Origin of the sequence: Bradyrhizobium sp. CCBAU 45384, from assembly GCF_028128665.1 — a bacterium.
Lineage (GTDB): Bacteria > Pseudomonadota > Alphaproteobacteria > Rhizobiales > Xanthobacteraceae > Bradyrhizobium > Bradyrhizobium manausense.
Map to the genome: position 1 here is coordinate 1 of NZ_LBIZ01000095.1, position 13,065 is coordinate 13,065.

The 13,065-nt window shown below is 65.0% G+C and carries 13 protein-coding genes; 5 read left to right on the forward strand and 8 right to left on the reverse strand.

Annotated features, from left to right (window positions below):
• Positions 1-88: 88 nt before the first annotated feature.
• Entirely contained in the window at positions 89-1,783 is a 1,695-nt protein-coding gene (locus tag XH80_RS08970; protein WP_271598280.1) for a putative bifunctional diguanylate cyclase/phosphodiesterase, read from the reverse strand.
• A 219-nt stretch (positions 1,784-2,002) separates the two neighbouring features.
• On the opposite strand from XH80_RS08970, the gene XH80_RS08975 reads away from it, so the two are divergent.
• Entirely contained in the window at positions 2,003-2,263 is a 261-nt protein-coding gene (locus XH80_RS08975) for a hypothetical protein (protein WP_271598355.1), read from the forward strand.
• A gap of 259 nt (positions 2,264-2,522) precedes the next feature.
• Here XH80_RS08975 and XH80_RS08980 read toward each other — a convergent pair whose 3' ends face one another.
• From XH80_RS08980 to mtgA, 3 genes are all read right to left on the reverse strand, one after another.
• On the reverse strand, positions 2,523-3,161 hold the full coding sequence (locus XH80_RS08980; protein WP_271598281.1) for a hypothetical protein: 639 nt from the start codon (positions 3,159-3,161) through the stop codon (positions 2,523-2,525).
• A 139-nt stretch (positions 3,162-3,300) separates the two neighbouring features.
• Positions 3,301-3,483: a 50S ribosomal protein L32 gene (gene rpmF / locus XH80_RS08985; protein ID WP_007598106.1), complete on the reverse strand. Its 183-nt coding sequence runs from the start codon at positions 3,481-3,483 to the stop codon at positions 3,301-3,303.
• Between the two features lie 169 nt (positions 3,484-3,652).
• Positions 3,653-4,327 carry a monofunctional biosynthetic peptidoglycan transglycosylase gene (gene mtgA / locus XH80_RS08990; RefSeq protein ID WP_271598282.1) on the reverse strand — a complete coding sequence of 225 codons (675 nt, stop codon included), beginning with the start codon at positions 4,325-4,327 and terminating at the stop codon, positions 3,653-3,655.
• Between the two features lie 161 nt (positions 4,328-4,488).
• Between mtgA and XH80_RS08995 the strand changes: the two genes are divergently transcribed.
• Both XH80_RS08995 and XH80_RS09000 read left to right on the forward strand, forming a co-directional pair.
• Entirely contained in the window at positions 4,489-5,412 is a 924-nt protein-coding gene (locus XH80_RS08995) for a polyprenyl synthetase family protein (protein ID WP_271598283.1), read from the forward strand.
• 180 nt (positions 5,413-5,592) lie between these two features.
• Positions 5,593-6,273: a DUF1345 domain-containing protein gene (locus XH80_RS09000; RefSeq protein WP_271598284.1), complete on the forward strand. Its 681-nt coding sequence runs from the start codon at positions 5,593-5,595 to the stop codon at positions 6,271-6,273.
• A gap of 51 nt (positions 6,274-6,324) precedes the next feature.
• Here XH80_RS09000 and XH80_RS09005 read toward each other — a convergent pair whose 3' ends face one another.
• Together XH80_RS09005 and XH80_RS09010 are read right to left on the reverse strand one after the other, a co-directional pair.
• A complete protein-coding gene (locus tag XH80_RS09005; protein ID WP_271598285.1) occupies positions 6,325-8,172 on the reverse strand; it encodes a caspase family protein in 1,848 nt (615 codons plus the stop codon).
• 274 nt (positions 8,173-8,446) lie between these two features.
• The gene (locus XH80_RS09010; protein WP_271598356.1) at positions 8,447-8,875 is read right to left on the reverse strand and encodes a GFA family protein; all 429 of its coding nucleotides are present in this window, start codon (positions 8,873-8,875) and stop codon (positions 8,447-8,449) included.
• 96 nt (positions 8,876-8,971) lie between these two features.
• Between XH80_RS09010 and XH80_RS09015 the strand changes: the two genes are divergently transcribed.
• Both XH80_RS09015 and XH80_RS09020 read left to right on the forward strand, forming a co-directional pair.
• Positions 8,972-9,346 (forward strand): nuclear transport factor 2 family protein, encoded by a 375-nt coding sequence (locus tag XH80_RS09015; RefSeq protein ID WP_057749970.1) that lies wholly within the window; start codon positions 8,972-8,974, stop codon positions 9,344-9,346.
• 337 nt (positions 9,347-9,683) lie between these two features.
• A complete protein-coding gene (locus tag XH80_RS09020) occupies positions 9,684-11,294 on the forward strand; it encodes a Na+/H+ antiporter (RefSeq protein WP_271598286.1) in 1,611 nt (536 codons plus the stop codon).
• A 12-nt stretch (positions 11,295-11,306) separates the two neighbouring features.
• On the opposite strand, the gene XH80_RS09025 is transcribed toward XH80_RS09020, so the two are convergent.
• A complete protein-coding gene (locus XH80_RS09025; RefSeq protein ID WP_442868563.1) occupies positions 11,307-12,122 on the reverse strand; it encodes an N-acetylmuramoyl-L-alanine amidase family protein in 816 nt (271 codons plus the stop codon).
• Positions 12,119-13,015: a TauD/TfdA dioxygenase family protein gene (locus tag XH80_RS09030; RefSeq protein ID WP_271598287.1), complete on the reverse strand. Its 897-nt coding sequence runs from the start codon at positions 13,013-13,015 to the stop codon at positions 12,119-12,121. Before XH80_RS09030 ends, XH80_RS09025 begins: the two co-directional genes overlap by 4 nt.
• Between the last annotated feature and the right edge of the window lie 50 nt (positions 13,016-13,065).

Below are 13,065 nucleotides of genomic sequence, written 5' to 3' on the forward strand. Positions count from 1 at the left end.
TAGTCTGCAAGCCAAGCCGCCCATCAGCCGCCTCGGCCTGCCGATGGACGACCTGTTGAAATTCCACAACTAACCCACCCTACGAGACCTACCCGGCCGCCGGCAGCGCGTCGTTCGGCGGCTGACACCACGGCCGCTCGGCTGAGGCGAGGCCGATCAGGCGGCCCTGGATGTAGTCGCAGCCCCAGTCGCGCAGCATGGTGGCGGCCTCCTCGTCCTGCACCCATTCGGCGACGGTCTTGATGTCGAGGCGGCGGGCGAGGTCGATCAGGGTCTGGACGAAGGCGCGGTCGTCGGCGGAACGGATGATGTTCTGCACGAAGGCGCCGTCGATCTTGACGATGTCCACGCCGAGCTTGCGCAGGTTTCGGAACGAGGTGTAGCCGGCGCCGAAATCGTCGATGGCGATGCGGCTGCCGAAATTCTTGAGCCGGCTGACGAAGGCGCGGACGTCGTCGATGTCCTGGATCGCGACCGTCTCGGTGATCTCCACGATCAGCCGCTCGGCAACGCCGGGATGGGCGCGCATCAGCGATTCGATTCCGGCCCACCAGTCGGGATCCATCGTGGTATCGGGCGAGATGTTGAGGCTGAGCCTGACATCGGGTGCGGCCGCGAGCTCTGCGACCACGAGCTCGAGCACGCGGTGATCGACCAGGCGGATCAGGCCGAGCCGTTCGGCGACCGGCACGATGTCGGGTGCGAGCAGCACCTGGCCGTCGCCCTGGTCCATCCGCACCAGGCATTCGTGGAACGCGCCCTCGCGCGTGGCGGCCGATACCACCGGCTCGTAAGCGAGCCTGATGCGACGCTCGTTCAGCGCGGTGACGATCTCGTCGGTGACGCGGATGTTGACGCGGCGCTGCGCATCACGGGTCGCATCCGGGCGCCAGGCCGCGAACGCACCGGCACGGCGACGCTTGGCGGCGTCGAGCGTCTCATGGGCGCGATTGATCGCCTCGTCGGTGTTGCGGGCATAGCGTGGCAGGCTGACGGCGCCGATCGAGACGGTGACAGACACCGGCCCCGACTTGGTCGGCACCACCTCGTCGCGGACACCGGCGAGGAAGCGCTCGGCGGCGACGTTCATGTCGTCGACGGTGCAGTTCTTCAGGATCAGGCCGAACTTGTTGCCCGAGAAGCGGCCGAGCACGTCGCCGCCGCGCAAGCGCGCGCGAATGCGCCTGGCGACGTCGAGGATCACGGCATCGGCCACGTCGAAGCCGAAGGCGTCGTTGACGCGGGCCAGATGGTCGATGCCGACCAGCATGAAGGCCGCGGTGGAGCGGAAGCGGCTCGTCTCCTCGATTGCTTCGGCCAGCGCCGCGATCAGGTGCGAGCGGTTGAGCTCGCCCGTCAGCGGGTCGAGCCGCGCAAGCCTGGTCAATTCCTCGTCGCGGGCATGCCGTTCATTATTGATCCTGATAGAGCCGATCACGCGCGTGGGGCGACCGTCAGCGCCGGCAAACCAGCGGCCGGTCTCCTCGATCCAGACCACGGGATCGGAGGCGCTCATGCGCACGCCATATTCGACCCGGTAGGGCGTGCCGTCGTTGCCGTGCACGGCGGAGGTCTGGGCCAGCGCGGCGCTCCGCAAGCCTTGCGCAGGCTCGATCAGCTTGGCGAACTCGGCGCCGGTGGCAAGCCGCTCGGCCGGAATGCCGGGGAAGATGGCGCCGGCCTGCTCGCCCCAGACGATCGCGTCGCTGGCGAGATCCCAGACGAACAGGGCCTCGCCGAGGGCGGCGAGGATTTCGGAGGCTTGCGGCAATGCTGGGGTCAAAAGCGCCTCGTTTCGGGACAGCGGGGAGTCCTGAGCCGGCACAGAATAGGGCCAGAATCGTCTCCGACCCTAGGCAAAGTTCATAAACAATTTGGAAACCACGTTCCCGAACCGCGCGGAACGGAATAGGCTCGGCCGGCATAGGCCTTGCGAGACCATCACATGCACCGGCGCAAGCGTCCCAAAACGCGCCAGTTCATCAGGATCAGCGGTGTTGCGATGGTGAATGCGGATCAGATCGAACAAACGACGCGGGAAGCGAGTACCGCGCTGGTCCCGCTTGCACCGGTTTTACAGCTGGTCCGCAAGGTGCCGCTGACGCGCCCCGATCCGAGCTTCGTCACCCAGCTGATCGCCAATGCCGAGCACCTGCCCCAGGCGAGCCGGCTGCGCCGCGGCTCGTCCGAGGACGCCCGCATGGCCTATGGCGGCAAGCGCCTGCTGGGAAGCGTGGCGGCGCGGACGCGGCAGGTGGCGTAGCGCTGCTTTCAGGACAACTGTCGCCTCGCGCTCGCTCCGCCTCTCCCGCTTGCGGGAGAGCATAGGCCGCCTTTGGCGGCCGTTCTTCAAGGACGCCGAGGCTTACCCTCGTCTTTTGCACGCTCGCAGAGCGTGGCGGGTGAGGGTTCTTTCCTCTTGGGGATTGTCCCAATGCGGAGACACCCTCTCCCCAACCCTCTCCCGCAAGCGGGAGAGGGAGCACACCTTCACGGCGGTGACAGCTGTAGCGCTCTCTCGCTCACCGCGGCTCGTCAGGCGAGGACGGCGTGCCGTTGCCTGGCTGCAAATGCGGTGAGGGAATTTCCGGCGACGGTGCGATGCCCGGCTTCGGCGCGGGGTGGTCCATCAAGACGGATTCGGCCACCGATTGCGCCGAGGGCGCGGGCCGCTCAGTTGGCGGTGCAGGCACGGGATCGACCTTCGGCTCGAAGGTTGACGCCGGCGACGGCGCCTCGGCCTGGCGCTTGGCCTTGCGCGGCACTGTCACCGTCTCCGTGGCGACATAGGCAATGCGGCGGCGGGTGCGTTGCGCGATGCCGCCGAGGAAATCGGCCATCGAAAGCAGCACCAGAAGAAAATAGGTCGAGTTGCCGAATTTGGGCCACATCACGAATTCGGCCGCGGCCGCGCCGAAGATGATCAGCGACAGCAGATGATCCATCAGGAATTTCGCGCCGGGCCGCGCGCCCTTGACCACTTCGAGCAGCAGCAGCAGCACGCCGAGCGCCAGCAGCAGATCAGACAGCGTGACCGGCCAGGTCTCGCCCGTGATCATCGGCACCTTGAACAGCACGTCCGAGAAGGACACGCTGGGCATCAGGAAGGCGATGATGTTGTAGACCGCGAGCGGAATCAGAAGCAGCGGGAAACCGACCATCGGCAAAGCGCCTTCTCGATCAAGATGTCCAGACAGAACAATGCAGCGGCGAAGCATTCGCTCCGCCGCCGTCACCGTCATATCTCATGGGTTGGCAATCAGGCGGGCGCAATGCCCGCCTGGAGAAGAGTCCTTAAGCTCAGGACTCTTTCTTCTTCAGGACCTGACGGCCCTTGTACATGCCGGTCTTGAGGTCGAGATGGTGCGGACGACGGAGCTCGCCTGAGTCCTTGTCTTCCACATAGGTCGGCTTCTTGATGGCGTCTGCCGAGCGGCGCATGCCACGGCGCGACGGCGAAGTTTTACGTCTCGGAACGGCCATTTCGATATCCTCTAGGGATTGGTGTTCATCCGGGCATCGTCCGCCAGGGACGGCTCAGCACCCGCAATACGAGGCGAGCTGAATGCCGATCAAGGCCGGGCTTATAGAGGAAGGCTGGCCGTAAAGCTAGGGTTCTGGAGCGGAAAAACGGTACGAAAAGGCCCCGAAATCAGCGATTTTCCCGCCAGCAGGTCAAAAGCGAGGTGGCCTGCGCCCTTGCCACATAGGTCCCGGCCAGCCGCCTTACCCCCGGTCCCGGGACCCTGGCGCTGCGTTTGACCGGATTCGGCAGGATCGCGGCCAGAAGGGCCGCCTCCCGGGGGGACAGGTTGGCGGCCGACTTGCCGAAGGCATAGGTGCTCCCGGCCTCCGCCCCGAACTGGCCCCGGGGCCCAAGCTCGGCGATGTTGAGGTAGATTTCCAGGATCCGCTGCTTGGGCAGGACGAGATCGATCCAGAGCGCCAGCGGAAATTCCAGCGCCTTGCGGACGAAATCCCGCCCCTGCCAGAGGAACAGGTTTTTCGCCACCTGCTGGGTGATGGTGGAGGCGCCGCGGAACGCGGTGCCGTCCTCCTGCGCGTCGTTGATCGCCTCGCGCAGCGCGCCCCAGTCGATGCCGTGATGCCGGCAGAAATGGGCGTCCTCGGCCGCCACCACCGAGCGCGGCAGGTAAGGCGACATCTCGGCGAGATCGATCCATTCCCGATGCATCGGCGCGCCCGTCAGCGAGCGCCAGGCCATCAGGGTCGAAACCGGGTGACCGGTGCGGTAGAACGGCGCGACCACATAGGGCACGAGAGCCACGATCGCGAGCGCTACCAGCAGGATTTTGACGATGCGCAAATCGACCTTTCCGGCGCGAAATCAAACGCGGCCACGGATGGCGGCATTAAGTCTGTGATAATTCGGGCCTTTTCCAGCACTTTTTAGGCCTTCCAAACGATTGACTGGGGCGGGCGCATAAAGGATTGTCCCGCCGAATTTTAGTTCTGGAGCCTTTCTTGATGACCGGCACGTCCCCGTCCGATTTCGCCAAACGTCTGGACAAGACCGCTGATGACACCGAGGCCTTGCTCGGGCGTCTGCTGTCGGACGACATCCTGCCCGATGAGATCGCCCGCCCCAAGCGGCTGATGGACGCGATGCGCTATTCGAGCCTCAATGGCGGCAAGCGGCTGCGGCCGTTCCTGGTGGTCGAGAGTGCGGCCGTGTTCGGTGTTCCCCGCGAGGCCGCGCTGCTCGTCGGCGCCGCGCTCGAATGCATCCACTGCTATTCGCTGATCCATGACGATCTGCCGGCGATGGACAATTCGGACCTGCGCCGCGGCCGCCCCACCCTGCACAAGCAGACCGACGATGCGACCGCGATCCTTGCCGGCGACGGCCTTTTGACCATCGCTTTCGACATCATCACCCGCGATGAGGTGCATCGCGACGCCAATGTACGGCTGCTGCTGACGCGCGCGCTGGCGCGCTGCGCCGGCATCGGCGGCATGGTCGGCGGCCAGATTCTCGATCTGGCCGGCGAAGGCCGCTTCGGCGGCAATGAGCCTGTTGATGTTGCCCGCATTCAGCAGATGAAGACCGGTGCGCTGCTGCGCTATGGCTGCATCGCCGGCGCGATCCTCGGTCAGGCCTCAAATGCGGAATATCAGGCGCTCGACGATTACGGCCGCGCGCTCGGTGAAGCCTTCCAGATCGCCGACGACCTGCTCGACGTCGAAGGCGATGCGGCCGCCCTCGGCAAACCCGCCGGCGCCGATGCCGCCCTCGGCAAGACCACCTTCGTGACCCAACTCGGCATCGACGGTGCCAAGCAGCGTGTGCGCGACCTGCTGGCCCGCGCCGACAGCGCCATCTCGATCTTCGGCGAGCGCGCCGCCGTCCTGCAAGCCGCCGCGCACTTCGTGGCCGAGCGGAAGAACTGATAACTCCGGGCTCCTCACCTCTCCCGCTTGCGGGAGAGGTCGGATCGCGACAGCGATCCGGGTGAGGGTTCTCTCCTCTTGGGGAGTGTCCCATCGCGGAGACACCCTCTCCCCAGCCCTCCCCCGCAAGCGGGGGAGGGGGCGCACCCGCGATGCCGCTCGATTTACCGGACGATCTGCATGGAAAAAGAAGATCCCGCACTCGCCCGCTTCCGCCAGATGTCGCGGCCGATGCGGCTGATCTATGCGCGGCCGCGGACTTTCATCTCGCTTGCCGCCGGCATCCTCGTCTGCCTGCTCATTCCCGGTTCGTTTCGGCTGGCGACGCGGCTGCTGTTCGGCTGGGATGCGCTGATCGCGGTCTATCTCGTGCTGGTCTATACGATGATGCTGTGCAACGACCACCAGCACATCCGCCGTGCGGCTGCGATGCAGGACGACGGCCGTTTCGTGATCCTGCTGGTGACGGCGACCGGCGCGTTCGCCAGCATTGCCGCGATCGTCTATGAGCTCGGGACGCCGCACCGCGGCGCCATGGAACTGACCGTTGCGATCAGCACCATCGCGCTATCCTGGGCCGCCGTGCACACGACCTTCGCGCTGCATTACGCCCATGACTATTATCGTCACCCGCCGGGCGGCTTGCAGTTTCCGAGCGGCGACACCGAAGACCACGCCGACTATTGGGACTTCGTCTATTTCTCGTTCGTGATCGGCATGACGGCGCAGGTCTCCGACGTCGGCATCACCGACAGGACCATCCGCCGCACCGCCACCGCACACGGCATCGTATCGTTCATCTACAACACGGCGCTATTGGCGCTGACGGTGAACATCGCGGCGAGCGCGATCGCGACATGATCCCCGCAATATTGTCCCGGCTTCGCCAGGACGATATTGCAAGCGACGCTCTCAGTTGCAGACTTCGTAATTGGCATCGTTGTGAGGGCCGCCACCGCCGCGATACTCAAGATGACAACCGCGCTTGACAGGACGGCATAGCAGATCGTTGCAGAAAATCTGGCCGCCACCGCCCGAGGCGCGACCGGCGCCAGCAGCAGCAACGCCTGCAGCTCCAGCGGCCGCACCGCCGGATTGACGACGCTGCCGTGCGGCACGGTCATCGCTGTCGTCGCGCGTGGCGGTTGCGGGCTTGGAGGTTGCGGGCTTGGCGGTTGCTGGCTTGTCAGTTCCGGGTTTGGCCGGCTTGGCGGCGCGCTGCTTCTCGCATCGATTGTCGTCATTCAGCACATAGCCCTCGTCGCAGACGATCTTGGTGCAGACGTCGCCATCGGCCTTGAAGCCGTGATCGCAGACCAGCGGGCAGACGCGTGACTGCCTTGACTTGACCGTGTCGAGCGCATCCGTGCTCGCCACCTTCACGTCGAGCTTGGTGCCGGCATAGCGATTGAACTGCGACAGCGACCGCTGCGAGGACGTGTTCCAGACGCCGTCAGCCTGTCCCGAGAAACAGCCGACGCGACCGAGCTCGGTCTGAACCGAGCGATTGAGATCAACAGGCGTTGCAGTCGGCGTCAGCGCGGCGACGTTGGTCCCGGCAGGGCTTGCGGTGCCGGCCGGCGCAGTGCTCGGCGCCGCCGCGAGATTGACCCGCTGCTGCTCGGCAGCGGCGGCCTGCTGCTGCGCCTGCTCCTTCGCTTTCTGCGCGGCAAGCTGGGCCTGCTCGGCCGCCTTCGCCTCGGCCGCCGCCCTGGCTTGCGCATCCGTCTGCGCGCCAATCGCAGCGAGACGGTCGCGCTCGGCCTCGGCCTGCCTGGCCTTCTCGATGGCGGCGGCATGAACCTGCTCGGCCTGGATCTTGTCGATCTGAAGCTTGGCAAGGTTGGCGTAGAAGCCGTCCGGGTGCTGGGCCAGGAAGGCTTCCCATGCCGCCCTGTTGCCGACCTGGAGCGCAAGCTCATAGTCGCGGCGCATATCGGCCTGCGGATTGAGCGCGGGCGCGGGTGCTGCTGCCGGCGCGGCCTTGACCGGCACCAGCGGCACATCCTCGCCGCCGAGCGAGCCGTAGACGAACGGCTCCTGCTTGTTGCCGGTCGCCTTGAGCACGTCGTCGCGCACGAAGCCGAAGGCGCGGCGGACGTCGAGGCCGGGCGTGGTCAGATGCTTCGACAAAGCGATGGTGAAGGGGCTGTTGGCGCCGTCGCCATCCTGCGCGGTGAAGCCGGCCTTGGCCGAATAGGCGATCAGCGTGTTGGTGCTGGCCGGCTCGACCTGGGCCAGACCGCGGCCGATGCCGCGCGAGGCCAATGTGCGCTTCATGGTCCTGCCGAACGGATTGTCGCGGCAGGCATCGAGGATCACCAGACGAAGCTGCTTGGCCGGCTCGACCGCGACCAGCACGCGATCCAGCGAGAGCGCCTCGTCATAGACGTCGGTGTCGCGCTCGAGCTTGGCATCGACAGGGATCAGATAGTTGGAGCCGTCGACCTCGATGCCGTGGCCGGCATAGTAGACCAGGGCGATGTCGGCATCGCGGGTCGCATCGGCGAAGTCGCGCAGCACACGCCTGGTATCGAGCGCGGTCAGGTCGTGGCGGGAATCGACGACATCGAAGCCGGCCTCCTTCAGCGTCTTCGCCATCACCGCACCGTCATTGACGGGATTGGCGAGCGAGGGCGCGTTCTGATAGGCCGAGTTGGCCAGCACCAGCGCGACGCGCTTTCCGGCAAAGGCGGGATCGGCGCCAAACAGCAGCGCGACGGTGAGGAGCAATGGGCTAAGCCTGAACAAATTGCGCATGACCACTTCCAAAATTTGGGGGCAGTTCACACCCTCGGGGACAGCCTTAGCAAGATCCGCCGCCTGCGCTTGTGATGGAGGTCACCAAGACGGCGCGAGCAACCGGCTAAGGAGCCCCTTTTGTTAGTCGCGCCAGTGCGTTGGCGGTTCGCCGCCTGCCGCCTCGGCCGGTTTTCGCCAGAGCCCCGTTCCGATGAATCGGAACGGGGCTCTAGGATGTAGTTTTGACGCGTTTTCTTGACGCGAACCGGTATCCATTTCGCTCGAAAACGCTCTAGCCATCCCCGACGTGCCCCCGATATTGCGGCAGATTGTCCGTGATCTCGTGCCACGGCGCCTTGGAACCCACGAAAATATGCGCAGTGGGACGGATCGTGGGGGTATCGACCAGGGTTCCCATAGCGACATGGGCCCATTTGCCTTCGCGGACGCGGGAATAAAGCAGCGAGCCGCAGCGGGCACAGTGTGCGTCATGGGTGATGTCGTCGCCGTAGATCACCTTGCTGTCCTCGCCCCTGACCAGACGAAGCTGGCCATATTCGATGCCGGCAAACGGCTTGAAGGCGGAACCGGTGGTGCGGCGGCAGTTCGAGCAGTGACAATTCAGCGCATAGGAGAACGCGTCCGCCACTTCGTAGCGGACCGCGCGGCAATAGCATTCGCCGGCAAGGATCGGAGCGTTCTGATGTCGCGAGCCCGTCATGATGATGCCCTCGCGCAAATGGCGGAAGACAGCCATAGCGCAATTTGATCCGTACGACTAAGTTCCCGTCAAGCCATCATTCAAAGGGGACGACCCATGAGCCAAAATCGGTCGAGCGTCGAAGCCGTCGTGCAAACCTATTTTGACGGGCTTTACGAGGGAGATGCCGACAAGCTCGGCGAGGTCTTCCACCCCTCAGCCGATCTGCGCTGGGTGGACAAGGGCGAGCTGAAGATCCTGACCGTGCCTGACTGGCTCGCCTGGGTGCGCAAGCGCCCCTCCGCCAAGGCGGAAGGCAAGCCGCGCGAGGACTTCATCATCACCATCGACCGCTCGGACGACAAGACCGCCTTCATCAAGGTCAAATGCCAGCTGCCGCCACGCTTCTTCACGGACTATCTGGTGGCGATGAAGCTGGCCGACGGCTGGCAGATCGTGTCGAAATCGTATCGGTACGATCTGAGGGAGTGAGGGTCCGCGGCCTGAAATCGGGCACGCTCGTCCTGCATTTCTCCGTCATTGCGAGCCGAACTCTCGCCACACCTCATTGCGAGGAGCCCTTGCGACGAAGCAATCCAGAATCTCTTCCGCGGATCGATTCTGGATTGCTTCGCTTCGCTCGCAATGACGGCGCGTGTGGCGCGTTCGTTCACTCTCTCCCACTTCCCCCCAAAGATCCCCATGCTGCTCGATCGTTGCTCCCTGCTCGTCCAGCATCGGGCTTATGGTGCCTGAACGATTGGCGTAAGCCACCACACCTTGACCTCTCCACATTGACCTCTTGGCCGCTTCCGGGCCAAGACAGGTCATGATCGCGGCGAAATTCCAGACCTTCCTGATCCTGCTCGCGGTGCTGGCCGGCACCGCGCTGGTGGCCCGGCGCTTCAACCTGGCGCCGGCCATCCTCTTGATGCTCTCGGGCGTCGGCCTGGCTTTCGTGCCGGGCATGCCGCCGGTCGAGCTGCCGCCGGAGCTGGTGCTGCTGATGGTGCTGCCGCCGCTGATCTATTCGGCGAGCGTCGCCATGAGCTGGCGCGAGTTCAGGAACAATCTGCGCCCCATCGTGCTGCTTGCGGTCGGCGCCGTGATCTTCACGGCGGCGCTTGTTGCGGCCGCCACCCATTACGTGATCGGCCTGCCCTGGAGCATCGGCTTCCTGCTCGGGGCCATCGTTGCGCCGCCCGATGTGGTGGCGCCGCTCGCGATCGCCCGCCGGCTCAACATGCCGCGCCGGCTGCTTGTCATCCTCGAGGGCGAAGGGCTCGCCAACGACGCCACTGCGCTGATCCTCTACCGCTTCGCGCTCGCCGCGATCATGGTCGGGCATTTCTCGCTGCCGATGGCGGCGGGCGAATTTGTCCTGATCGTCGCCGGCGAGATCGCGTTCGGCATCGGTGTCGGCTGGCTGTCGCTGCGCTTTCGCAAATGGTCTTGCGATCCGCAGGTCGAGCTGACGCTGTCGCTGATCACGCCCTATGTCTCCTATTGGCTGCCGGAGCATGTCGGCGGCTCCGGCGTGATCGCCACCGTCGCCTGCGGCCTTTATGTCAGCTGGAACGGACCGCTGCTGATTTCGGCATCGACGCGCCTGCAGGGCATCTTCTTCTGGGATCTCATCATCTACCTGATCGAGGGCCTGCTGTTCCTGCTCACCGGCTTCCAGATGCGCGCGCTCTATGAGAAGTCGAAGGCATTCCCGCTCGACGACATCATGATCGCGACGGCGGTGGTCATGCTCGTGATCGTTCTGGCGCGCTTTGCCTGGCTCTATCCCGCGACCTATCTGCCGCGAATATTGAGCAAGTCGCTGCGCAAACGCGATCCGTCGCCGCCCTGGCAATGGCCGTTCGCGCTCGCCTTCACCGGCGTGCGCGGCGCCGTGTCGCTGGCCGCCGCGCTGGCGCTGCCGTTCACGCTGCCTGACGGCAACGCCTTCCCCTATCGCGACCTGATCCTGTTCGTCGCCTTCGGCGTCATCTTCATCACGCTGATCGGCGTCGGCCTGACACTGCCGCCGGTGGTGCGCTGGCTCGGCATCGCGCAAGCCGGCCGCATCGAGCATGCCGCCGAGCACGAGGCCGAGATCTCGGCGCGGCGCCAGGCGCTCGACGCGGCGCTGAAATCGCTGGATGCGCTGACCGAGCAGAAAGAGGTGTCGGACGAGGTGATGCGGCTCTTGCGCGCCCGCCACGAGATCCGCGTCAACCAGCTGCCTGACTCGCTCGATCCCGCCCATCATGACGTCTCGGCCGCCGGCACCGCGCTGACCCGCGAGCTGATCGAGGCCGAGCGCAAGTTCATCCATGATCTCCTGCGCGACGGGCAGATCACCGACGAGACGCGGCGCAGGATCGAACGCGATCTGGATCTGGAGGAGGCGAGCCTGGCGAACCGGGAATATCGCGGGGCGCCGCTGTAGGATATTGGCCAGCTACCGCTTCTCGCAATACGACCGCATCGCCCGCGTCACAGCCGCCGCAATCAGCTCCCGTCGCTCCGGCGAGTTCATCGCCATCTCCTCGTCGCGGTTGATGATGGAGCCGGCTTCCAGCAGCACCGCGGCGCTTCGGGTCTGCGAGAGCACGACGAGGCCGTCATAGCGGTAGACGCCGACATCCTTGTCCAGCAACGGATGCCGGTAGCGCCCCATCAGCGGCAGGGAGTATTGGGTGGCGTATTGCAGGCCTTTGTCCTTCAGCTCCCGGCCCAGCAGCTTGGCGAAGGCGAGGCTGGCGGAGAAATGCGGGTTGCGCTCCGACACGAACAGCGAATGACCGCTGAAGCGATCGCTGAAATAGCTCTTGGCGCCGTCGAATTCCCACTCTTCGAGCATCTTGTCGGGCACGGAATCATGATGAATCGACAGGAGGAAATCCGCATGCGCAGCATTGGCGGTTCCGACGCGCTTGAGCAGGCTCGCTTTCGCCTTGCCGTCGGTCACCAGCACGCGGGTTGCGGCGAAGCTTGCCGACTTCAATCTCTCGCCGATCAGCTTCGCCAGCTGCAGGTTGAAGCCGAATTCGACATCGTTGCGCGCGCTGGTAGCGCCTTGCGATTCGGAGGTGTGTCCGACATCGAGAATGATCCGGAATTTGTGCGGATCGCATGTTTCCGGAGCGGGCAGAGGCTTGGGCTTCGCGCGCGCGACCTTGCGCCCCGGTGCCGCCTCGCCATGCTCAGCCGGCAAAGCCAAGAGCGGGATCAGCGCAACAGCAAGAGCGGCGGTGATGCGCCACGATATCGTCACACCGGCCGTTCTCCCTTCACCGTGACGCGCGTGCCCGAGCGCGTGTGCGGCCAGTAGTCCCACATCGCGCGATGCTGGGTGCAGCGGTTGTCCCAGAACGCGATGGCGTTCTCGGTCCAGCGGAAGCGGCACTGGAACAGCGGGTTCTCGGCGTGCTGGTAGAGATAGGCGAGTATCGCGTCGCTCTCGTCGCGCGGGATGCCGTTGATGTGGCGGGTGAAGCCTCTGTTGACATAGAGCGCCTTCCTGCCCGTGACCGGATGGGTGCGCACCACCGGATGCTCGGCGTGCGGATAGGACGGGCGGTCGGCGACGCCATAGTTCGCATAAAGGCCGCGATAGATCGGCTCGCCGTCGTGCAGCGCGGTGAGGCCGTCGAGATAGGCTTTCATCCGATCCGACAGCGCCTCATAGGCGGCGTACATGTTGGCGAACAGCGTATCGCCGCCGCGCGGCGGGCACTGCTTGATGTAGAGGATCGAGCCCATCGGCGGCTCGAGATCGCAGGAGACGTCGGAATGCCAGCCCTCGCCATTGGCGCGGGGCGAGTTCTTGTCGGCGTAGATCTTCATCAAGGCCGGGTCTTCATCCTCGTGAGGAGCTGCGGGATGAAAATGCAGCTCGCCGAACTTGCGGCCGAAGGCGAGGTGCTGCTTCGGCGTGATGTGCTGGTCGCGGAAGAAGATCACGAGGTTTTCGGCCAGCGCGCGGTGGATCTCGTCCATCTGCCTGATAGAGCGCGCATCGCCCTCGACCAGCTTGCCGATGTCGACGCCGGAGATTTCCGCACCGATGATGGGGGTGAGCTTTTCGACCGCGATGGTTTCGTAGGGCGCGCCATCGTCAGCCGCGTGGCGATAGCGCGGGCCTTGCTTGCCGGCGAGTGAGCTCATGGGTGTTGCTCCCGATCATCTTGATTGGGAAGCATCGTAGCAATGTAGGG